This is a genomic window from Vibrio sp. S9_S30 (assembly GCF_014694455.1).
Lineage (GTDB): Bacteria > Pseudomonadota > Gammaproteobacteria > Enterobacterales > Vibrionaceae > Vibrio.
This window is the reverse complement of the sequence record NZ_JAAUWT010000002.1, coordinates 223985-245752: the sequence shown is the minus strand read 5'-3', so window position 1 is coordinate 245752 and position 21768 is coordinate 223985. Positions and strand designations below refer to the sequence as shown.

The following is a 21768-nucleotide window of genomic DNA, read 5'->3' as shown; positions in this document are numbered from 1 at the left end:
ACCATAACAGTTAGCACGGAACGCTTGGATGACATTTCAATCCCCTTTATCGCTTAAAGATTCTGCCATGAATCTTGACAATCTACGCCATGAGCTGGAGCGTTTTTCCAGAGACCAAAAAGAAGAGTTTCTATCGCACCACCCTGTCACTGACCTGGTTCTCGGTCGCAGCGAATATATGGACATGCTGCTTACTCGCCTTTGGGAGTACTATGGTTTCGATCACATAGAGAAACTCAGCCTCGTCGCCGTTGGCGGATATGGTCGTGGCGAATTACACCCGCTTTCCGATATCGATATTCTGATTTTGAACGGCTCTCCACTTCAGGATGAAGTAAAAACGAAAGTCAGTGAATTCATTACACTGCTTTGGGATTTACGATTGGAAGTCGGTCACAGCGTAAGAACCGTAGCCGAATGTGAAGAAGTAGGGAAAGGCGACTTAACTGTTGCCACAAACCTGCAAGAGGCAAGGCTAATTTGCGGCTGTGAAGACGCATTCCACCGCTTAAAGATGCTTATTCATTCCGAAACCTTTTGGCCTAGCGAAGTCTTCTATCAAGCGAAAATTCAAGAGCAGAAACAACGGCACGCACGCTTTCACGATACCACCTATAACCTAGAGCCCGATATCAAATCGAGCCCCGGCGGGCTTCGTGACATCCATACGCTAAGCTGGGTGGCTAGGCGTCACTTTGGTGCGACTTCGTTATTCGAAATGAGCCGCTACGGATTTCTCACCGACGCTGAATATCGTGAACTATTAGAGTGTCAAGATTACCTATGGCGAGTGCGTTTTGCATTGCACATAGAGCTGAAACGCTACGATAACCGTTTAACGTTTGCTCACCAACTCCAAGTTGCTGAACATCTAGGATTTACGGGGGAAGGCAATAAACCCATCGAAATGATGATGAAAGAGTTCTACCGCACATTAAGGCGCGTAGCGGAGCTCAACAAAATGCTGCTCAAGCTTTTTGACCAAGCGATCATCAACAAAGGCGAGCAGCTTCCCGCAGACATTCTGGATGCCGATTTTCAACGCCGAGGTCCCCTCATCGAAGCCCGAAAACCCGCATTATTTCAAGCTCGCCCTGAAACTATTCTGGATATGTTTTTGCACATTGCGAATGATTCCTCCATTGAAGGCGTCGCCCCCGCAACCATGCGCCAGCTTCGAACCGCTCGCCGCCGATTGAACAAGTTTTTGCATACTATTCCCGAAGCGCGTGAAAAGTTCATGGACTTAGTCCGCCATCCGAATGCTTTACATAAAGCGTTCAGTTTAATGCATCGGTTAGGCGTGATGTCAGCTTATTTGCCACAGTGGAGCCAAATTGTTGGGCAAATGCAGTTCGATTTGTTCCACGTCTATACGGTAGACGAGCACAGTATGCGGTTACTCAAGCATATCCACACCTTTAGTTTTGCCAAAAACCACGCGAAACACCCTATTTGCTGCGAAGTGTATCCGCGAATACAGAAAAAGGAATTGCTGATCATTGCGGCTATTTTTCACGACATAGGGAAAGGGCGTGGAGGCGATCACTCTGAAATTGGTGCAGTAGAAGCGTACGATTTTTGCATTGAACACGGATTGTCGAAACCGGAATCCAAGCTGGTTTCTTGGCTGGTCAAGCACCATCTATTGATGTCTGTCACTGCTCAAAGACGCGATATCTATGACCCTGAAGTGGTCACAGGATTTGCAAAAAAAGTTCGCGACGAAGAGTACCTAGAGTTTTTGGTATGTCTAACGGTTGCAGACATTTGTGCAACCAACCCCGAACTTTGGAACAGTTGGAAGCGGACACTGCTTGCTGAATTGTTCTACTCTTCCCAGCGAGCGCTTCGTCGCGGTTTAGAAAACCCTGTCGATGTCCGAGACCGAATCCGTCATAACCAACATTTAGCGTCTGCTATGTTAAGAAAAGAAGGCTTCACCGCCCGAGAAATTGAGGTGTTATGGCAACGTTTCAAGGCAGACTACTTCCTTCGCCACACCCATAAACAAATCGCTTGGCACGGAGAGCATCTTCTGAGGTTAGAATCTAAAGAACAACCGTTGGTATTACTGAGTAAAGAAGCCACTCGTGGCGGTACAGAAGTGTTCATTTATTCAAAAGATCTCCCTAACCTTTTTGCCAACGTCGTTGGCGAGCTCGACAGACGTAACTTTAGTGTTCATGACGCGCAAATTATGACAAGCAAAGATGGTTACGCTCTAGACACATTTATTGTATTAGACCACCATGGTGAGTTAATAGATGAAAATCGGCACGCCAATATGGTTCGTCATTTAGAAAATATCCTCAGCGAAAACGACGTGGCGAACTCAAAAGCTCGCCGGACGCCAAAGCAACTGATGCATTTTAATGTCAAAACCCGTGTCGATTTTATTCCCACCAAAACACGAAAGCGCACATTGATGGAATTTGTCGCCTTAGACACACCGGGTTTATTGGCGAACGTTGGTGCCACCTTTGCTGAATTGGGAATAAACCTTCACGCGGCTAAAATCATCACCATAGGTGAGCGAGCAGAAGACTTATTTATTCTCACCTCACCCAATGGCGGTCCTTTAAGTGAAGAAGAGCAAAACGAGTTAAAAACCAAGTTGATAGAAAGCGTGAGTGAGCTTCAGCATCACTAACTAAAGCGATAAAAGGGCGAGATTTGGTTTATCGCGATCTCGCCCACACTCTCTACCCAAACGTCTGTCTGACCTATCAATAGCTGCTAAGGTTGAACAGGACTCAATCAGTTTATTCATTCTCTAGCTTGATGAATATTGAACTGATTTACTATTCATTGGCTATCACGAGGTGCTCTATGTATCCAAACCTCACTGGATTAGGTATTCAAGATCCAAAACAGATCGAACGTTACTCTCTTCGACAAGAATCGCAAAAAGATATACTTAAGATCTATTTTAAAAAGCAAAAGGGCGAGCTTTTTGCTAAAAGCGTTAAGTTCAAATACCCAAGACAGCGTAAAAATGTGTTGATCGACAGTGGGAGTCATCAATACAAAGAAGTAACCGAAATAAATCGCAACTTAACGCTCGTGATTGATGAGTTGAATACCATCACTAAGCCTGAAAAATTGGTTGAAGTGGATGTGAAAGAGAAAATCTTATCCGATCTTCGTCACTTAGAGAAAGTGGTCTCAAGCAAAATCGCTGAAATCGAAGCCGATCTCGATAAGCTAAAGTAAACGACAAATGCATGTCAAATAAATGCATGTCAAATAATAGTCAACAAAAGATAAGAGGGATTGCTGCCCTCTTATCTTTTTATGCACTGCTTGTAGAGTGCAGAACGGCTGTACAAACAAATCAAACGAACAGCTCAGTCCAACCAAACTCCGCTAATAACCTTTCCCAAACATCATCAAACTTTGCCTTTAACACCAGTTTTTCCTTGGTATAGGGATGAACAAACGACAACTCGGACGCATGAAGAAGCAGGCGATGCGCATCATAATGATCTCGAAATAGGCGGTTATGTTTGCCGTCGCCGTGGGATGTATCGCCCACGATCGGATGTCTTAAGTGCGCCATATGACGGCGCAGCTGATGCTTCCGACCTGTTTTAGGTTTCATTTCTACTAGCCCATAACGAGTGGTTGGAAAACGCCCAGTCGAAAGCGGAATGGCTACTTTGCCAAGTGGTCGATAAACCGTGATCGCCTCTTTGGCTTCTTTGTTTTTATCTGCAAATTTATCCGCAATTTTGTCCAGTTCTTCTTTCAGAGGGTAATCCAGCGTGTCGCCCTGCTCTATCCATCCTCGGACTATGGCGTGATAGGTTTTTTGCATTTCATGATTTGCAAACATCGGCATCATTTCAGACGCCACATCACTAGACAGCGCAAACACCAACACACCAGAAGTCGGTCTATCGAGTCGATGCAATGGAAACACATGCTGTCCAATTTGATCTCGTAGTGTTTGCATCACAAATTGGGTTTCGTGTTTATCTAACCAAGAGCGGTGAACCAACATTCCTGCTGGTTTATTGACAGCAACCAAATATTCATCTTGAAATAAAATCTCTAGCACGATGCAAATGCCTCATCAATGTCAGAAATAACCGTTAACACTTTTATTTTTGATGCGTCTTCTTTCCAAACCTCCTCGAAATACGGTAAAAGCTGTACCGTAGAAGGTAAAGGTTGATTAGAGGCAATCATAGCCTCGAACCGAGTAACGAATACCCACTGCAACCACTGCTGTGGCTCCAATGTGTCGTAGGCGAAAGGTTGCTGGCTGGCGAGCGTCTCAGTCGAAGGAGGCATCGAATCCCAAAGGTTTTCTTGTTGCAGAGCGGATTTAAGATTCTCGATAAGGATCGATATTCGAGCAGTATTCATCTATTTCGTTTCAAATGGCCTTGAAAATTGCCCATAGAGTACCATCTATTGGCTAAAGACATACAGGATAACAAGTCAGTCCATGGACACCATTCATACCCTTACCCAGCTTCTCAACAACAGTCATTGTGAGTACCAAGTTTTCGATTTAGGTCGCCGCATTACTAAAATCGAGCCCAGCACATTTGCGAAAGCGGAATTGGGACAGCAAGCCTACCCTTTCCCAATGCAGCGCAAGGCCCATATTGCGATAGCCTACTGGAATGAATCGAAACAGCCTTGGATTTGGTTTTTGAAGTTTGAATTGGATGAACGAGGGCTACTCAAACAGGCTGATGTAGGTCATTTCATTAAATACGTTATTGAAGCCATGGGAACACGGTTGGGAGGGGATCTGAGTGAAGAGCAACAGGAAAAGCTTTCTAACAATCCCTACACCTTCAAGCCTTCAGAAGACAAAATGGCGGTTTTTCACAGCCAAGTCCGAGCCAAACTGTCAATGCCAACAAGCCAATACTATGAACATGCGCAGCACTACTTCTCGGGTGGATTAGGCTGGAATAACTGGCAAACAATTGGATTACAAGGCATCGCAGACATCTGCGCTCGGCTTGGGACGGGTCAAAATGGGGTGATGCTTAAAAAAGCGCTTCACCAGTTACCTAGCGAACCCCTTTATGCCTTGTTGGGTGTACTTGAGCACTGCGAGCTTCCTGATAACCTTGGAAAAGCTTTACAGGAAAAAGCGCAGTCTGAATGCCAGTCGGACACGCCAGACTTATTTCTAATATCGGCCCTCGTGAGATCGCTGGCTGGGTCTTCAGACTCACTTGGCTTAGTTGTCGACTGTATTTTGCAAAGCCCTAGGTTAAGCCATCAAGAGGTGTTGGTGGGGATTGCGGGAAGAAGTTGGTCTTCATTAGCGAATACAGAAAGAGCCAGTCTTTTTTTGCTAAGGCTAGCACAAACCGGAAATCAAAATCTGTTCAATCAACTATTTGCTGATCTCGTCATGTTGCCTGAACTTCGAATGGTCTTGCTGCCTTTACTTCACAATGCACCCTCTCAAGAATTGGCAACCGCATTACTGAAGCTTCAGCAAAGCACACGTTCTCAATAAGCAGAGCTAAAGGATGAAATAATGATAGGGAATCTGTTCGCAATCATATTGGTGACTCTTTTTTGCTTGTTGTTCTGGCAACAACGCAGACAGTCTGAACTGGCAAAACAGATGGTTGCCCATCGCTGTAAGCAACTAGAGATACAAATGCTGTCTGTTTCTTTCAAAGGGCACAAGTTTCGCCATAAAACAGGCAAATTTGGCTGGCACACCATTTACCAGTTTGAATTCTCGGCACTGGGGGACGACTGCTACATTGGAGAACTCACTATGGTGGGCTTTCATGCAAGCCATTTTGAGATCCCGCCCTATAGGATGTAACGCCGCAGTATACCCATTCTCACCAAGACTCGAACTTTACCTTGAAACAAAGAAAAGCCCCGATACTCGCGTATCGGGGCTGTAGTCTTACTCGCAGCAATCCGGCTACTAATAGTGCTCCATGCATCAAATCCTTGATAGTATGCTGTGTTCCTTCAGCTTAGTCCTTTCATCGCCATCCTAGCGGTGTCCATGATCTTATCCTGATCTGCTAATCTTCCTGATTAGCGCACTCACTTGTTCCCTGAGCGGTGTCCCTTACATCATCCTGATGTTCGTTCCCTGCCTCTTCCTCGAGGTGTCCATTGTCTTTCCTTTGTCGTCATCTTCCTGATAACGATTGCGTCCATTCAATGTCCTTTCGCTCCATGCTGATCATTCATCCTGAATAATCAAATCTTCTTCCTGAAGATAACCGAGTCCTTGGTTGTGTCCTGTTCCGTGTCAGAATCCTTCCGACAGAGAACAGATTACGACTATCTCTTTTTAGAACAACTTAGCTATCTCACATTTCTTTATGAGAAGAAATATCATTAAATTAATTATCAATTCATAACAATATGTTAACAAAAAATAAGGATAATACTCTATTATAAATAGTAAGCATTTCCTACACCTCTTGTAAGAGATCTCTTACAAACTAACAAGCAAATCACTCAACCACCTTCATTACACTTGCGGTAAATAACCAGTGCTGGCGCACACTTCTTGGAACCGATACTATAAGCGCATAATCATTCAGGTCTGTTGACCTATATGCCCAGTGCAATTTAAGGATCTCAAAATGAAAACTCAGGACATTACAGCGGAATTGGAAGCCGCTATTCAGTCTCTGGCAGACCAAGGCAAAGACCCTACTGTCGCTTTAGTGAAAGCGAGAATGAAAACACCAGTTCCTATGCCTGCTATTATTGCTGCGATGAAAAGCTGGAAATCTTCATCTCACGTTCCAAAAGTTGAAGTTGGGATCAGTGAACCGTCTAGCGATGATCGCGTTGCTATATTAGAGGCGCAGATCGTTACGTTTTCTAAGCAAATTGACGATCTGACGATACGAATTGAAAAATTAGAGAGCCAATCATCATGAAAATCTGGGTAGACGCCGATGCCTGTCCCAAGGTCATCCGAGACACACTCATACGCGCCGCAGAAAGAACAGGCATCACCACGACTTTCGTTGCTAACCACACGATACCTTTACCAAAGCGAAACAATATTCATGCCCTACAAGTGCCTAGCGGCTTTGACATAGCTGACGATGAAATTGTAAAAAGAGTGGAAGCGCAGGATCTCGTTATCACGTCTGATATCCCTCTCGCCGATGAAGTCATCAGCAAACATGCCGTGGCTTTAAGCCCAAGAGGAGAGCTGTTTACGAAAGACACCATAAAAGCCAGGCTGAATATTCGCGATTTTATGGACACAATGCGCTCTAGCGGAGTACAAACTGGCGGTCCAGCAGCACTCTCGCAGACAGAGAGAAGAGAATTCGCTAACCACTTGGACCGATTTCTAGCCAAACACCGCTAATGTTATTGATTGAGACCACTCCATAGCCATGGCTAGGTTATTTAAGGCTTCACTCCATATGATACTGTCCATATGGCACTAAGAGTATTGAACCACCCAAACCTTGCGACGTTCCTCTGCATAGGCGATACCAACTGCGCTAAAGTGCAAACAAATAAAAACGCCACGCAACTGCGTGGCGGGTTCTTAAACCAATTTATCGATTAATCTTTAAAGTCCCAAGAAAGATTACTGACTAACAAGCAATCATCACACTTAAAATCGAATACACCATGAACGGGCTCATCCAACTTCCAATCGCCTTCACATTTAGGGCACTTTCTGGACAGCTCTTCTTCTTTACTTTTGCCACCCACACGATAGATATATAGGTAGGTAGGGATCCCGCTTACCACGTTAATTCGGCGGCATAAATCCCATCCTCGGCGAAACAGTAAACTTTTACTCGATGAAATTTCGTAAAGAGACGGGTGTTCGACGACAGAACCATTCATTTGCAGCTGGTCGCACGCACTCCAATCTTCCTGCCATTTGATGATTTGCTTTTGATCGCCATTCGCGACAGCAGGCAATCGGTACAAAGGAACGGGTTGGAAATGTTCACCACACCGAATGGGCGAACACGTATGCAGATAACTGGTATAAAGAATTTGCCATTCACGCTCACCGCACCCGTCACTAGGATCAGAGTTCATGTCCTCACCTATCACTTTCACCTTTGGCTGAAGTAGCCCCGACTCTGCCAACATACTCATGGCATGCTTGACTTGAGGGCTGAAAAAATCCGGGTGCAAACTATTGGGTTCGGGGCAAACGACGCGGGCGGTAAAAATCGCACCATCCATGGAAACGGGGAGTTCTCGACCTAATACTTGCCCGTTGTATCGTAGACAATCGAGCACATAATTCACCGCTCTCTCTACTTCCCCCATGGATGTATCGCGATACACTTCAAATGACAGTTCAGTAATGTACATCTATGTCACCTTAACTGCACATCAGGCGTCAATTGCACCAAAAATTCTTCGACAGATGAAGCCAACACGTCTCTCTTATCCGTTCCTAAACGCTCAAAAATGACTTCGCCCGTTAGATTGCAGATTGAAATAACATCCATTTCCGCATCGGTAGAGCCAATGAATACCGTTGGCTTGAGCTTTAACCTGCGTTGCGTCACCAAATGACCAAGAATATTCTCTTGCAACCTCAGGAAATCCTCTTCACTCCACACTTGAAGCAAAGTTAAAGGTTTATCATCCCAAAATGCTTCCATGTCACCACAGAACTGACAGCTATAGAAGGCTTTTATGTCGTCATGAATCGTCAGCTCAATACCACTTTCAACATTGCTAAAATCTGCCCACTCTTCTCGGTAAACAGGTTGCCACTCAACAATCTCGTCGCTTTGCTTTTCAATACAAGGAGAAGGAATGCCCGTCAGTTCTTTACTTTTTGGAAAACTGGCGTGCGTCTCTTGCCAAGAAGATACGAAGGATTCGCTGAACGACTTTAAAGCACGTGCAACATTTTGAGACATTGATTGCTCCTAGATACTCACTGTCTCAGTCATAGACTGATGACAGAATTAAAGGGATTAAGTAAACTCCGAGGTATTCTAATCGATCTTTTAGAGCAAGTATGAGCAAATATTCGAACGCCGAAGAACTGGCTGGTTTAACTCTTGGACAAAAAACAGAATACAGCAGCCAATATGACCCTTCTCTATTACAAGGCGTTCCTCGTAGCCTAAACCGTAATGATATCCAATTAACAGATGACCTGCCTTTTACTGGGGTTGATATCTGGACATTATACGAGCTCTCTTGGCTCAACGAAAATGGGCTTCCACAAGTTGCAATAGGTGAGGTGGTACTTCCTGCCACCAGCCCAAACCTGATTGAATCCAAATCGTTCAAGCTGTATTTGAACAGCTTTAACCAAACTCGATTCAGTCATTGGGACGATGTCAAGAAAGCCCTACTGAAAGATTTGTCTGAGTGTGCAGGTGAACCCGTGGACGTCATCATCAACCCTGTCACGTTTTATGATGACCAACCTATCGTTAGTTTCCGTGGCGAATGCATCGACGGTCAAGACATTAAGATTGAACATTATGAGTTTGACCCCACATTACTTCAGGGCTCGGTCTCTGACGAACATGTATCTGAAACCTTAGTCAGCAACCTGCTCAAATCAAACTGCTTAATCACCAATCAACCCGATTGGGGCAGTGTATCCATTCAGTACACAGGGAATAAAATTAACCGTGAATCTCTGTTACGCTACCTTATCTCTTTCCGTGAACACAATGAGTTTCACGAGCAATGCGTTGAACGCATTTTTACAGACATTCAAAAATACTGCACCCCAACCTCATTAACGGTGTTTGCCAGATACACAAGACGCGGCGGATTAGATATCAACCCTTATCGTTCGACAGAACAATCGAGACCGAACAACAACCTGCGCCTAGCAAGACAATAGAAGCGATTTAAGCCTGGAGTACAAAGGAATGAAATTTTTTGGTTGGTCGGGGCTGCTTTTTGCCATATTGCTGCAAAGCCAGACCGCATTGGCAAAGCTCTACACATCGCCGGTTCTCAATGAAGCCGCCAATTTGGTTGAAGTCGACCCGAAAAAATCCAAGAAAATCGCCACCAAGTTTCTCAGCCAACGCAAGTTGACTGACGCCTCCCCTAAGGGACCGTCAGCCATCCCCAGAGAAGAGACCGACAACTCTTTACGTACGCCCAGCAGCAGTATTGATGCTCTACAAATTCTCGCGAAAGTGGAAATTTCACTAGGCGATCCTCGCAACGCATTTTTACACTTGGAAAATGCGGAAAGGCTCGCCAACAACTATGATCTACCACTGATAGCTCTTGAAACTCTGCTTTTAAGAGCGGAGCTTCTCTGGCTGCAAACTGGAGACATAAAAAAAGCATTGCCTATCATCCAGAAAGTCGAGCAAGAACTTCTCCAGCCACATACCACCTCAAGCCTTATTACCGACCTCCAATTTAGATTGGCGATGCTCAAAGGTGAAATCGCTTCCCTTGAAGGGGACCGTGTTGATGCCGAGTTGGAATATAAAACCGCATTCGAAATCCTAACCAAAATGACGCGGATCGACACGGTCATTAATTACCATATCGAGTTAGGTAAACACTATTTACGTTACAAATCGTACGATTTAGCGTTAACAGAATTACTTACCGGATACTGGATGGCAATAGAAAAAGATAGAAGCCGAGAATTAGCAAAAGCAAACTATCAACTTGCCCAGTTATTTAAGCAGCGTCAAGTTCTTGACAAAGCTCTAGAACACCTAGCTCGCTCTGCAGATTTCTACCGAAATTATGAACAATCGAAGATTTTAGGCGATGTAATTAAACAAATGGCGGATATATATTTCTTGCAAGGAAAGTATAATCTCGCATTAGTACGTTATTTTAACGTACTCGATAATGAATACTTAGCACGAGACATTCACGATGCGATTGAATTAAGATTAAGCATCGCTGACACTTATTTACAGTTATTTAACTTTACGTTATCAGAACGATATTTAGACCAAGCAAAAAACTTAGTCAATTACACTCAAATAAAACCACTTAAAGCGCGTTCTTTATTACTCACTGCCAGTTTGGCACTGCAACAAGAACAAACTTCAACAGCGTTAAATAATGCAAGAGACGCACTCTCAATTGGTCAAGATTTATCCGACGATCTTATTTTATTGCAATCCTATCGAGTGCTATCGGCTGCATATGAACAAAACGGCGATTTCATAGAAGCATTAAATGCACTCAAGAAGTCTTCTATTCTTAACGCCAACCAGCAAAGAAGGTTGAATGAAATCAATGAAGATGTGTTAAAGCAGCAAAAGGACATCATTGAGCAATCTTTACATTACAAAGGGCTGGAAGAAGAGCTCAAAATAGCGCAACAAGAATTTAGAAAATTCCAAAATACAGCGTTTGGTTTATTTGTCATCACCGTGCTATTGGTACTATTTGTTTTAAGACGTGGTTATGTAATAGACAAATTAAAAGGCGAAGTGAAAGCACTTAGACTCGATTTGTATACTCACGCTCGTTCTGGGCTTCAAAATTTGAGACTACTCAATAAAAAACTACAGAATTCATTGGCTCGCAGTAGCGCGACTTTCGAACAATGGCAGTTAGGTGAGCTAATCAGTGAACCTTTCAGTGACCGACTACGCTTCGTGATGTTTGACTTATCCTTTTTGCGTAGCACATACCTTGAGCTAGGCTACCAAGCAGGACTAGAGCTTGAGAGATCTTTCGGAGACTTTATAAAATCAAAAGTCAGCAGACCAGCCCGTCTTTATCATTTTTCAGATGCCATGTTTCTTTATGTTGAGCCTAATACTAAGACTGCAACCGAACCGCAACAAATGTTCGATAAGATTTGCAGCTGGATCTCAGAATTTGAGCCGGAGAGAAAAATATCGCGCAAAGTTCACGTAGGTATGGCAGATTATCCCTTCTTACCTAGAGCATATACAGCGATTAACGATCAGGAGTTAATAGATATATTACTGCTGTCAACAAACCTTGCTCGTGGAATAGAAAAAAATAGCGACGAAAGCCAATGGGTCTATTTACGAGCGATTGAAAATGCTCCAGCGGCAAGTTTTGCGACCGATAATATTCGACTTGCATGTAAGCAAGCATTAAACCAAGGGTTAATAAAAGTCCAATCATCATGCCAAAATGAGGATGACATCAAAAAATTGACACTATCCGAGTGATAAGTGAGCACTTAACTCCTGATTAAAGTGACCTTATTTCGTTTTTTGTTATTATCATTAAACTGTTTTCGCCATCGCGGTTTATTGGCATCTGCATTTTATGAATGATTTGGATACTCTTGAGCAAGAGTTGAAAGAAGAATTACATGATTTAAAGTGTAAATTAGATCATGCACGTCTTTCACATCGAGATTCTCTTTTTAAATTTAAAAGAGAACAAAACGTTCTTAAGCGCATAGTTGCTAATCTTAGTGATGCATGCAAAGGTAATAACCAAGATCTTGATAAAAGTTTGTCGCTATTAAAACAGGATCTAGAACATCAACAAGATGTCACAAAGTTAATACCTAAGCTGGTCGTCATAGAGAGAATGCTGAAGCAAAACACGGTGACCATGGAAAAAAAGACAATTCACTTAGACGAGCGAATTAAACATAGCGGGGAAACGTTGCAGCGTATTCCTGGTCTACCTGCTCAATTAAAACGCGATCTCCGAAACTTACTTCATTTCCCTAGCCGAAAATTGACGCAAGAAATTGATCAAGCGATTCGCCTTTTGGGTATATACGAGCGCGCCACAAAAATCATGGCGTCAAATTCTCGTAATAACCTCAATTTAGAAAAAGTCGTCGATCAGGAAATTTTTGACCGCCTCTCAGAAGAACTGCAAAACCTGATCACTGAGCTCGATTTTGATGGCGAATCCGGTGAATTATTAACCGACATCAGAGCTAAGCTTCTCATTGGTGTGCCACCGAATGAATTGTTTGAATTAATACTTCAGATTTTAAAGCTGGTCATTCAAGGCACTCATTTTGAGCGTAAAACCTCTGAGCAGTTTTTAGATCAAGTTAATAGCTCTCTGAATACGGTAATCAAGAACACATCGCAAAACATCGAACAAAGCCTCTCTTACTCTGAACATAGAAAGATGATGCATTTCGAAATCAACGATTTGGTCTCACAGGGCAAAAGTAATTTGGAATCCGATTTAGATGCCAAGGCACTCAAACTCGCCATTGCCCCTCTTTTGGATAAGATAGGTTCGCTCACTGAGCGCCTACAGCATATTGAAAAGCGTGAACAAGCTCTAACAGAAAGGCTCAGCTATAGTCATAATCAACTGGAAGCACTTCAAGAAGTGACTCAAGACTATCGACGCCGATTACAAGATCAAGCACAAAGGCTTCTCCTTGACCCTCTCACTAAAGTGTACAACAGAGCAGCACTCACGGATAAACTCGAGCTGGAGTATCGACGCTGGATTCGCGCACAACACTCTTTCCGAATTTTACTGCTTGATATCGATAACTTTAAAACGCTGAATGAGAGTTTTGGGTACAGTGCTGGCGACAAAGCGTTAAAAATCATCGCTCGTACCATTAAAAAAGCGGTGAGAGACACCGACATCGTGGCACGATTCTCTGGTGAAGAGTTCCTCATTCTACTTCCAGATCAAGTTGACTCAGAAACTCACACAGTGACACAAAAGATTCAAGCGCATATATCCAAGTTGCCGTTTAAGTTTAGAGACCAAAGTATCACCATTACCGCCTCTGCAGTTTGTGCAGCCTTCAGTGACACTGATACCCCAGAAGAAGTGCTTGAAAGGCTGCAGATCGGGCTCAAAAATGCCAAGAGAACAGGTCCGAATCAACTCATTTGGCTATAACCTCCTTTCCCTTCACCTTTTCATTAGAAAACATGTCCCTACAGACAAGTCCGTCCCCATAAATTGACCGACGGTTTCATTTTATCATCGCCAGTGTGATTACGGCTTGGGCTCAGACATATGAGCCTAAGTGAATGACTTGCTGCTTTACTGACGACTTCGAAATAACGACAGTACCCGCTGGTTTTGTTCGGGCAGATGCCTCAATTTGTTGATTTATCCCTTAAAAGTAAGTGGCGAAACCCTAAATTCCTGTGTAAGGTGAAATGATAGGGTAGAGAAATGAACAAAAACAATGACTTTCTACCCCAAGGAGGAGCCTATGATTACTCATATCAGCCCTGCAGGCAGCATGGACTTGCTGTCTCAGATTGAAGTAGAACGTCTAAAAAAAACTGCCTCTAGTGAGCTTTATCAGCTCTATAGAAATTGTAGCCTTGCGGTTCTCAACTCCGGCAGTCATACCGATAACTCTGAAGAACTACTTAACCGATACAAATCCTTCGACGTCAACGTTATGCGTCGCGAACGTGGCATTAAGCTTGAACTCAACAATCCGCCTGACCATGCATTCGTAGACGGCACCATCATTACCGGCATTCAAGAACATCTTTTTTCCGTGTTGAGAGACATTGTTTATGTCAACATGCATTTAGCCGACAGCCAAAGACTCAACCTAACCAATGCCACCCACATTACTAATCTCGTATTCGGCATTTTGCGTAACGCTGGTGCGCTTCATCCGGGAATCGATCCAAACCTTGTTGTTTGTTGGGGAGGCCATTCAATTAACCCCATTGAATACCAATACACTCGAGAAGTCGGGCACGAGCTTGGTCTACGGGAACTGAATATTTGTACGGGGTGTGGTCCGGGGGCAATGGAAGGTCCGATGAAAGGGGCTGCTATCGGACATGCAAAGCAGCGCTACAACGAACAACGCTACATAGGCTTAACGGAGCCATCCATTATTGCGGCAGAACCACCCAACCCAATCGTGAATGAGCTCATTATCATGCCTGATATCGAAAAACGTTTAGAAGCGTTTGTGCGAATGGCACATGGTATTGTTATTTTCCCTGGGGGCGCTGGCACCGCAGAGGAACTCTTGTACATTCTCGGCATTATGCTTCACCCTGACAATGTTGATCAGCCGATGCCGATTGTATTAACTGGACCTAAAGAAAGTGAAGCTTACTTCCGATCCATTGATAAATTCATAGGAGATACGCTGGGAGAAGAAGCACAAAGCCGCTACAACATTGTTATTGGCGATCCTGAAAAAGCGGCGAAAATCATCAAAGAATCCATGCTAACAGTACGGGAACATCGCAAGGTAACAGGGGATTCTTACAGTTATAATTGGTCTTTAAAAATCGAGCCTGAATTCCAACTCCCATTTGAACCAACACACGAAAACATGGCGAATCTCGATCTGCACCTAAATCAAAAACCTGAAATATTAGCCGCTAAGTTACGTCAAGCGTTTTCTGGAATTGTTGCAGGTAATGTTAAAGCGGAAGGCATTCGGGAAATCAAACGTAAAGGTCCTTTCGTTATCAATGGCGACCCCACGCTCATGAAAAAAATGGATCGCCTACTCAGCGATTTTGTTGAGCAACAGCGAATGAAATTACCGGGGTCCGAATACATTCCTTGCTACAAAATTGCGCTGTAGGATCAGTAGGCACGCCTCCGATTCCAGTCATCACGTTGTGATTCACATACACGTTTTGATTCACATACACTTTTTATTTACATACACTAAGGGGCATTACGCCCCTTTTTCTTTAGAATTCAAAAATGTCGATTCATCTAGTCATCATTGATGCTCTGAACCTCATTCGTCGCGTACATTCGGCGCAGCCTGATCCAACAGACATCTCGCGGACCATAGAAACTACCGGTCGGACACTGAATCGAATCTTATCGGAATCTACCCCTACGCATATTATTGCGGTCTTCGATCACCATGAACAAGACAGGGGCTGGCGAGCTGAAGTGCTTCCCTCTTATAAAGAAAACCGAAAGCCCATGCCTGACCCTTTATTGAAAGGATTAGATGCTATTCAAGAGGCTTGGTGGAAGCTCGGCATCGATTCATTATTGTCCGATGGAGATGAAGCTGATGATTTAGTTGCAACACTAGCCTGTAAAGTCGCGAGCCATGGTGAAAAAGTCACCATAGTATCGACAGACAAAGGCTACTGCCAGCTACTCTCACCCACCCTACAAATTCGAGATTATTTTCAGCACCGCTGGCTTGATGCCCCATTCATCGAAAAAGAATTCGGTGTAAAACCGGAGCAACTCGCTGACTATTGGGGGTTGGTGGGCGTCAGTTCTAGCCAAATTCCAGGGATCCCAGGTGTGGGACCAAAAGCGGCGAAAGACATCCTTACCACTTATCCTGACATCGAAACCGCCTATGCATCTGACGATCTTCCCGCTAAATATCGAAAAAAGTTTAACGAACACATCGACTCGGCGAGAGCTTGTAAAAAAATTTCGGCATTAAAAATCGACATGGAACTTGGTTTTAACTTACAAGATATTCGATACTCCGGTTCTAACCAACCGTCATAAAATGGAATAAAAAAACGCTCCAATTGGAGCGTCTTCTGGAAAGTAGGACTTGTACTGCAAGCCCATTCATTGAGCTTAATGAGGGGATATATTCGACAAGCACTGAATGTGAACGGTGATCTCTTCTCTGTCATGGTACAGATGCTTAGCTTGCAGTTTGAACTTCACTTTATTGTCAATCAGGAAAGCTTTTAGGTTCTCGATATCTTGAAGTACTTCGTCGTATCGACCTTTCATCGGCAGCTTCAAGTTAAAGATGGTTTCTTTTGCCCAACCTTTAATGAGCCACTCCCCCATAAGTTGTGCAACGCGCGATGGTTTTTCAATCATGTCACACACCAACCAAGTTACGTTTTTACGCGGCGGTTCGAACTTAAATCCATCTTCCGTATGATGTTTAACCTGCCCTGTATCCATCAAGCTTTGTGCCATCATGCCATTATCAATCGCATGCACAAACATAGAGCGTTTCACAAGTTGATAAGTCCACCCCCCCGGACAAGCACCTAAATCGGTCGCCCACATACCAGAAGCCAAACGTGTGTCCCATTCCTCTTTAGGAATGAAAACATGAAATGCTTCTTCCAATTTCAATGTGGAACGGCTTGGCGCGTCAGATGGAAATTTAAGACGAGGGATCCCCATAAAGAATGTTGAGTTGTTGTCGGATAACGAATAACCAACATAGCAGTGACCCGGTGCGACAAAACACGCATGCAAAACCGGTTTTCTAGGGCTGTCTTTATGGTAAAGAATTCCTTTACCACGTAGGGCTTGCCTTAATGGTACGGTAAACTTGCGGCAAAACTTCAGAAGCTCTTTTGCTTCATTCGTATCGGGTGTTTCCACACGAAGATCGCCGCAACGAGGAAATGCTTCAATCTCCGATAGCCCATCAAGAATGGGGGAGATTCGATCATCCTGTGGCAACGCTTTACATTCTGTGGCAACCGCGAAGATCTGACGTGCAAAGATCAGTGAGTTAAAGTCCAGCTCCTGAGCCAGTTTCGCACCCTCGCCTTCCTGGTAGCACTCAAACAACACATACCCTGTATTCTTTTGCACTCTCGGGAAACCGTACACTTCTAGTTGAGCAGCACGATCCTGAATCTCACCTGCACACTCTTTTTCGAAACCTTGGCGGCAGTAGAGCATTAAGTGTTTCACGACTTCACCTCTTTCATTCTAAATGCAGCCATAGTGAAGCAAACCCAGCCCACAATAAACAGTAAGCCACCAAATGGCGTAATAGGTCCAAACCATTTGATTCCGGTTAATGCAAGCGCATAAAGGCTGCCACTAAAGCAAAAGATGCCGATAATAAAGCAAATCGCCGCGTTTCGCAGTCCTTTTTCTGTTTTCTCGCCGACTTTTATCTGCATCAAAATACCAATCAAGACTAACGCCAAGGTATGTACAAATTGGTATTGCACACCCGTCTCAAACACGCCAATCAGGTAATCAGACAACATCGCCTTTAAACCATGTGCTGCAAATGCACCTAACATCACGGCCGTCGCGCCAAAGACACCAGCAACCATTAAAACATGCTTACTTTTCACAGCTCCCCCCTAACTTCACAACAGCCCCTTATAAAGGTCACCAAATGTTCAACGGCTAAATCGATATTGCCCTCTTGAGTGTAACCAGAGCGTTTTCTGGGCTTGAAACTGTGGTCACCATCGGGGATAAATTGGAGTTCGACAGCATCTGAAAAATGAAACTCGGCGCACTCTTCTTTTTTCCCAAACGTGTCTCTTTCTCCTTGAAGGATAAGGCATGGTTTATTGATTTGTGCGAGATGATCTCCTTTATATTTCTCAGGCTTTCCTGGCGGATGAAAAGGGAAACCAAGGCAAGCGATGCCCTGAATGTGAGGCGATTCTGATAACAAGCTCGCCATCCTTCCTCCCATTGATTTTCCACCGATGACAAGGCTCTCACCAGCGTATTGCTCAATCATGTCTTTAAAGGCTTCAAGCAATTTCGGTGCACTATCGGGGGGACGCTTTTTTCCATCCTCCGAACGCTTTAGCATATAAGGAAAATTAAAACGAACGACACGAATGCCATGCTCTGCAATCCCTTTGGCGACTCGAACCATAAATTCGTGATCCATTCCTGCGCCAGCACCATGGGCAAAAAGAAACGTCTGATCGCCTTCACCATTAACTATTACTTGGCTCATTAAATGAAATCCTCCTGCTCTTTCGCCGCCGTTGCCAGCATCCAGTCTCTGAATGTTGCTATTCGACCCGTATCTGCCTGTTGTTCATGACAGACCACATAGAAAGCATTTTTACTGATCAATACCTCATCAAATGGGCAGACCAATCGACCTGCATCAATTTCGGGTTGCGCCAGTACATTGTTTCCCAATGCGACGCCCTGCCCATGCACAGCCGCTTGCAGCACCATTGTTGAATGACTAAAGATCGGACCGTGATTAACGTTCACACCTTCAATACCGTGAATGCGAGTAAATTGTTTCCAATCTTTTCTAGATGTATCATGCAATAACGTATGCCGTGTTAAATCCACAAGAGATTCTAATGGTTTTGTCCCCAACAACAGCTGAGGTGAGCATACCGGAACCAAATATTCTTGATACAGCTTATCCGCCCGAAGACCAGACCAATTGCCTCGTCCATAATAGATGGCCACATCCACATCGTCGGTGAGAGAACCTTCATCCATATCCACTGCCTTAATGCGTACATCGATGTCTGGCTCTTGTGCATTAAAGTCGGCAAGCCTTGGCACGAGCCATTGAATCGCAAAACTTGGTGGCAGACTGATGGTTAACGCCCCTTTTTCACTGCGCTCAAGCACTTTGTCGGTTGCTTCAGAAAGCGACGTAAAGATATCTTTGATGTCCAAAAAGTAGCTTTGCCCTTCTTCGGTGAAAAGCAAAGAACGGTTACGGCGACGGAATAATTTCAACCCAAGATAATCTTCTAGGGTTTTGATCTGATGGCTGACGGCTGCTTGCGTAACAAACAATTCTTCAGCAGCTCGTGTAAAACTTAAGTGTCTGGCTGCAGCTTCAAACACACGTAGAGAATTCAAGGGGGGAAGGCGTCTGGACATAATTCACCAAATCATACTTAGCATTAGTTTTTTTTATCCGAAACATTATAAATTGTTGATTGCCGATGAGCCAGAGAAAATCTATATTTCGTCTCGTAACGCTAAGCCTGAACGGCTTGATTATCCTTGATAATCAATTGGTTTGGTTGTTACGATGTTGTGTTTGCATAAACTCGAAATTCGAGTTGGTAGAGTTATCTACCATAATGTCTTAGCGCTCAGCGCATAGATCATACTTCCTGTATTATTTTGACCTGTCTGTCAATTTTTCAACACCGCCTAAATAGCGGTGTTTTTTTATGCCTTCTGCTTATTTATCAAAGAGGTCATTATACCAACATCAAAGTACAAGCTCACGAATACGATGCTTGACGTACCACTTCACAAATCAAAATCTTCAAGACCTAAAAAGCCCCCAATGGCACAGGACACAACCACCACCAACCCCTTTTGCCCATATCATGCAAACGGCGAACCGACAAAGCAAACCGGAGCACAATAGCCGCTAACGGATAAACAATATTAACCAGTGGAATGAATGCCGCTAAAAGGCTGACCAAACAGTTTATCCGTGCAAACATCCCGTAATCTTTACGGCGTGAGCGACTTGAGAAGTCGAAAGAGGTTTTCCATGCCTTTGAAAATTCATTCATAACCAACCTTATGATTTTAATATTTTTATTTTAAGAAGGTCACAAATGATCATTATATGGCATAAAAAAACCACTCTTAAGAGTGGTTTTTTGTCTGGGGTAACGCAATTATGGATATAAATTAAGGACGGTACACCTTAACATTCTGATAACCTTGCTCTTGAAGATAAAGCGCCTGCAATCGGCTCATTACGCCTCGATCGCAGTACAGCAAATACGTTTTCGTTTGGTCTAAATCTCCAAATTTAGTTCCTAGCTTAAAGAAAGGAATATGAGCAACCTCAACCCCCTCTATCTCTAGTGGGTTTGCATCCTCTTCTTCCGCACTGCGAATATCAAGCACCACAGCATTTTGGTCAACGTCTTCAACTTGTTCAACTTCTGGTGCTTGTTCAAGGCTTTCTTTCGCAATATCACGAATATCCATTACACGAGAATCATAAACGACCTTCTCTAGAATAGAGAAATCAAACTTCTCTTCTTCCATTTCAAGCTTTTCTTTAACAGCTTTGACGGTTGGCTTTTTCGAAATCACACCACAATATTCAGGCATGGTTTTTGCGAAATCTTCCGTACCAATATCACGAGCAAGATCGATAATGTCTTCCTTATCCCAGTTGATAAGAGGGCGCAGAATCAGTGTATCTGTCACGGCATCGATATGTCTTAAGTTGGTCAGAGTCTGGCTAGACACTTGCCCTAGCGCTTCCCCCGTTACCAGTGCTTGAATACCAAACTTTTCGGCAATCATTCCTCCCGCACGCATAAACATGCGTTTCAGAACCACACCCATTTGGCCGTCATCGACTTTTTCCAAAATCTCAGCAACGACGGGTTCAAAATCCACAGAAATGAATTTTACTTTCGCCGACGAACCGTATTTTTCCCACAAGTAGTGCGCGACTTGCTTAACACCAATCTCATGTGCGGGGCCACCGAGATTAAAGAAACAGTAATGCGTTTTAGAACCACGCTTGATATGCAGGTAACTTGAAACACCTGAATCGAAACCACCAGAAATTAGGCTGAGCACGTCTTCTTGCGTGCCCAGCGGAAAACCGCCCAAACCTTTATGACGCGCCAATACCTGATTGAGCTTTTCGTTTGCCACTTCAATTTTTACGGTAACGTCAGGTTTGCTGAGTTTAACACGAGCGCTTTCCACCGCTTGGTTCAATCCGCCACCCACATAGCGCTCAAGCTCAATAGAAGTAAAGTCATGCTTCCCGCGGCGTTTAGCACGAACAACAAAGGTTTTGCCTTCTAACTTGTCGCGGTTGAGTTCGAGCACTTGCTCATAGATATCGTGCATGTCTTCGAAATCTGATTGCAGTACTTCCAAAACATGATGAATACCCGGAGTTTGAGTCAGGATTGCTAATACCTTATCGTAGTGTTCGTCACTGTTGGCGGTCACTTCAATGTGATCACGGCGATTAAACACCGCCACATTTTCTGTGTGCTTTTGAATAACAATGCGAATATTACATTCCAGAATTCGAGTAAAGCGCTTACGAACAGAATCACTTTTAACAAAAATTTCTGGATGGGGTTTAACAATAAACTTCATGACTTTCTTCACTGTGTTAGAAAAAGGATTGCCTTGGGCAATTCTGAGGCGCGCGATTATACCCGAGATAACCCC

Annotated in this window: 21 protein-coding genes; 11 read left to right on the top strand and 10 right to left on the bottom strand. The window is 43.9% G+C overall.

The genetic code is table 11. The features are described 5' to 3' along the window. Positions 1-28: 28 nt before the first annotated feature. Both glnD and HC752_RS03335 read left to right on the top strand, forming a co-directional pair. Entirely contained in the window at positions 29-2653 is a 2625-nt protein-coding gene (gene glnD / locus HC752_RS03340) for a bifunctional uridylyltransferase/uridylyl-removing protein GlnD (protein WP_190333703.1), read from the top strand. 179 nt (positions 2654-2832) lie between these two features. Further along, positions 2833-3216 (top strand): DUF3461 family protein, encoded by a 384-nt coding sequence (locus HC752_RS03335; RefSeq protein WP_190333702.1) that lies wholly within the window; start codon positions 2833-2835, stop codon positions 3214-3216. 121 nt (positions 3217-3337) lie between these two features. On the opposite strand, the gene truC is transcribed toward HC752_RS03335, so the two are convergent. Next, on the bottom strand, positions 3338-4072 hold the full coding sequence (truC, locus tag HC752_RS03330) for a tRNA pseudouridine(65) synthase TruC (RefSeq protein ID WP_190333855.1): 735 nt from the start codon (positions 4070-4072) through the stop codon (positions 3338-3340). Continuing rightward, on the bottom strand, positions 4057-4374 hold the full coding sequence (locus HC752_RS03325) for a YqcC family protein (RefSeq protein ID WP_190333700.1): 318 nt from the start codon (positions 4372-4374) through the stop codon (positions 4057-4059). Before HC752_RS03325 ends, truC begins: the two co-directional genes overlap by 16 nt. Positions 4375-4456: 82 nt before the next feature. On the opposite strand from HC752_RS03325, the gene HC752_RS03320 reads away from it, so the two are divergent. From HC752_RS03320 to HC752_RS03305, 4 genes are all read left to right on the top strand, one after another. Further along, the gene (locus HC752_RS03320) at positions 4457-5494 is read left to right on the top strand and encodes a DUF3549 family protein (RefSeq protein ID WP_190333698.1); all 1038 of its coding nucleotides are present in this window, start codon (positions 4457-4459) and stop codon (positions 5492-5494) included. A 21-nt stretch (positions 5495-5515) separates the two neighbouring features. Next, entirely contained in the window at positions 5516-5815 is a 300-nt protein-coding gene (locus HC752_RS03315) for a DUF3301 domain-containing protein (RefSeq protein WP_190333696.1), read from the top strand. A 784-nt stretch (positions 5816-6599) separates the two neighbouring features. Beyond that, the gene (locus HC752_RS03310) at positions 6600-6902 is read left to right on the top strand and encodes a hypothetical protein (RefSeq protein ID WP_190333694.1); all 303 of its coding nucleotides are present in this window, start codon (positions 6600-6602) and stop codon (positions 6900-6902) included. Continuing rightward, entirely contained in the window at positions 6899-7345 is a 447-nt protein-coding gene (locus HC752_RS03305; RefSeq protein WP_190333692.1) for a YaiI/YqxD family protein, read from the top strand. The genes HC752_RS03310 and HC752_RS03305 overlap by 4 nt, the downstream gene beginning before the upstream one ends. 203 nt (positions 7346-7548) lie before the next feature. On the opposite strand, the gene HC752_RS03300 is transcribed toward HC752_RS03305, so the two are convergent. Both HC752_RS03300 and syd read right to left on the bottom strand, forming a co-directional pair. After that, complete coding sequence (locus HC752_RS03300) at positions 7549-8322, bottom strand: Zn-ribbon-containing protein (protein ID WP_190333690.1); 774 nt, start codon at positions 8320-8322, stop codon at positions 7549-7551. A 5-nt stretch (positions 8323-8327) separates the two neighbouring features. Then, complete coding sequence (syd, locus tag HC752_RS03295) at positions 8328-8882, bottom strand: SecY-interacting protein (protein ID WP_190333688.1); 555 nt, start codon at positions 8880-8882, stop codon at positions 8328-8330. 101 nt (positions 8883-8983) lie between these two features. Here syd and queF point away from each other — a divergent pair, with 101 nt between their 5' ends. The 5 genes from queF (at position 8984) to xni (ending at position 16380) form a co-directional block, all read left to right on the top strand. Continuing rightward, complete coding sequence (gene queF / locus HC752_RS03290) at positions 8984-9829, top strand: NADPH-dependent 7-cyano-7-deazaguanine reductase QueF (RefSeq protein ID WP_190333686.1); 846 nt, start codon at positions 8984-8986, stop codon at positions 9827-9829. Between the two features lie 28 nt (positions 9830-9857). Then, on the top strand, positions 9858-12122 hold the full coding sequence (locus HC752_RS03285) for a tetratricopeptide repeat protein (RefSeq protein ID WP_190333684.1): 2265 nt from the start codon (positions 9858-9860) through the stop codon (positions 12120-12122). A gap of 100 nt (positions 12123-12222) precedes the next feature. Further along, positions 12223-13794 carry a GGDEF domain-containing protein gene (locus HC752_RS03280; protein WP_446751418.1) on the top strand — a complete coding sequence of 524 codons (1572 nt, stop codon included), beginning with the start codon at positions 12223-12225 and terminating at the stop codon, positions 13792-13794. Between the two features lie 322 nt (positions 13795-14116). After that, positions 14117-15472 carry a nucleotide 5'-monophosphate nucleosidase PpnN gene (gene ppnN / locus HC752_RS03275; protein WP_190333682.1) on the top strand — a complete coding sequence of 452 codons (1356 nt, stop codon included), beginning with the start codon at positions 14117-14119 and terminating at the stop codon, positions 15470-15472. 125 nt (positions 15473-15597) lie between these two features. Beyond that, positions 15598-16380 carry a flap endonuclease Xni gene (gene xni / locus HC752_RS03270; RefSeq protein ID WP_190333681.1) on the top strand — a complete coding sequence of 261 codons (783 nt, stop codon included), beginning with the start codon at positions 15598-15600 and terminating at the stop codon, positions 16378-16380. A gap of 75 nt (positions 16381-16455) precedes the next feature. On the opposite strand, the gene rlmM is transcribed toward xni, so the two are convergent. From rlmM to thiI, 6 genes are all read right to left on the bottom strand, one after another. Then, a complete protein-coding gene (gene rlmM / locus HC752_RS03265; protein ID WP_190333679.1) occupies positions 16456-17547 on the bottom strand; it encodes a 23S rRNA (cytidine(2498)-2'-O)-methyltransferase RlmM in 1092 nt (363 codons plus the stop codon). Beyond that, complete coding sequence (locus tag HC752_RS03260; protein WP_190333677.1) at positions 17544-17942, bottom strand: DUF423 domain-containing protein; 399 nt, start codon at positions 17940-17942, stop codon at positions 17544-17546. Before HC752_RS03260 ends, rlmM begins: the two co-directional genes overlap by 4 nt. Then, positions 17939-18568 carry an alpha/beta family hydrolase gene (locus HC752_RS03255; RefSeq protein ID WP_190333675.1) on the bottom strand — a complete coding sequence of 210 codons (630 nt, stop codon included), beginning with the start codon at positions 18566-18568 and terminating at the stop codon, positions 17939-17941. The genes HC752_RS03260 and HC752_RS03255 overlap by 4 nt, the downstream gene beginning before the upstream one ends. Then, positions 18568-19470 (bottom strand): transcriptional regulator GcvA, encoded by a 903-nt coding sequence (locus HC752_RS03250; protein WP_190333673.1) that lies wholly within the window; start codon positions 19468-19470, stop codon positions 18568-18570. The genes HC752_RS03255 and HC752_RS03250 overlap by 1 nt, the downstream gene beginning before the upstream one ends. 404 nt (positions 19471-19874) lie before the next feature. Beyond that, the gene (locus HC752_RS03245; RefSeq protein WP_190333671.1) at positions 19875-20123 is read right to left on the bottom strand and encodes a DUF805 domain-containing protein; all 249 of its coding nucleotides are present in this window, start codon (positions 20121-20123) and stop codon (positions 19875-19877) included. A 121-nt stretch (positions 20124-20244) separates the two neighbouring features. Then, positions 20245-21693 (bottom strand): tRNA uracil 4-sulfurtransferase ThiI, encoded by a 1449-nt coding sequence (gene thiI / locus HC752_RS03240; protein WP_190333669.1) that lies wholly within the window; start codon positions 21691-21693, stop codon positions 20245-20247. Between the last annotated feature and the right edge of the window lie 75 nt (positions 21694-21768).

Bases quoted from the DNA above. Each gene is read 5' to 3' on its own strand.
- glnD (WP_190333703.1), top strand. From the start codon at position 29: ATGACATTTCAATCCCCTTTATCGCTTAAAGATTCTGCCATGAATCTT.
- HC752_RS03335 (WP_190333702.1), top strand. From the start codon at position 2,833: ATGTATCCAAACCTCACTGGATTAGGTATTCAAGATCCAAAACAGATC.
- HC752_RS03325 (WP_190333700.1), bottom strand. From the start codon at position 4,374: ATGAATACTGCTCGAATATCGATCCTTATCGAGAATCTTAAATCCGCT.
- HC752_RS03320 (WP_190333698.1), top strand. From the start codon at position 4,457: ATGGACACCATTCATACCCTTACCCAGCTTCTCAACAACAGTCATTGT.
- HC752_RS03315 (WP_190333696.1), top strand. From the start codon at position 5,516: ATGATAGGGAATCTGTTCGCAATCATATTGGTGACTCTTTTTTGCTTG.
- HC752_RS03310 (WP_190333694.1), top strand. From the start codon at position 6,600: ATGAAAACTCAGGACATTACAGCGGAATTGGAAGCCGCTATTCAGTCT.
- HC752_RS03305 (WP_190333692.1), top strand. From the start codon at position 6,899: ATGAAAATCTGGGTAGACGCCGATGCCTGTCCCAAGGTCATCCGAGAC.
- HC752_RS03300 (WP_190333690.1), bottom strand. From the start codon at position 8,322: ATGTACATTACTGAACTGTCATTTGAAGTGTATCGCGATACATCCATG.
- syd (WP_190333688.1), bottom strand. From the start codon at position 8,882: ATGTCTCAAAATGTTGCACGTGCTTTAAAGTCGTTCAGCGAATCCTTC.
- queF (WP_190333686.1), top strand. From the start codon at position 8,984: ATGAGCAAATATTCGAACGCCGAAGAACTGGCTGGTTTAACTCTTGGA.
- HC752_RS03285 (WP_190333684.1), top strand. From the start codon at position 9,858: ATGAAATTTTTTGGTTGGTCGGGGCTGCTTTTTGCCATATTGCTGCAA.
- HC752_RS03280 (WP_446751418.1), top strand. From the start codon at position 12,223: ATGAATGATTTGGATACTCTTGAGCAAGAGTTGAAAGAAGAATTACAT.
- ppnN (WP_190333682.1), top strand. From the start codon at position 14,117: ATGATTACTCATATCAGCCCTGCAGGCAGCATGGACTTGCTGTCTCAG.
- xni (WP_190333681.1), top strand. From the start codon at position 15,598: ATGTCGATTCATCTAGTCATCATTGATGCTCTGAACCTCATTCGTCGC.
- HC752_RS03255 (WP_190333675.1), bottom strand. From the start codon at position 18,568: ATGAGCCAAGTAATAGTTAATGGTGAAGGCGATCAGACGTTTCTTTTT.
- HC752_RS03250 (WP_190333673.1), bottom strand. From the start codon at position 19,470: ATGTCCAGACGCCTTCCCCCCTTGAATTCTCTACGTGTGTTTGAAGCT.
- HC752_RS03245 (WP_190333671.1), bottom strand. From the start codon at position 20,123: ATGAATGAATTTTCAAAGGCATGGAAAACCTCTTTCGACTTCTCAAGT.
- thiI (WP_190333669.1), bottom strand. From the start codon at position 21,693: ATGAAGTTTATTGTTAAACCCCATCCAGAAATTTTTGTTAAAAGTGAT.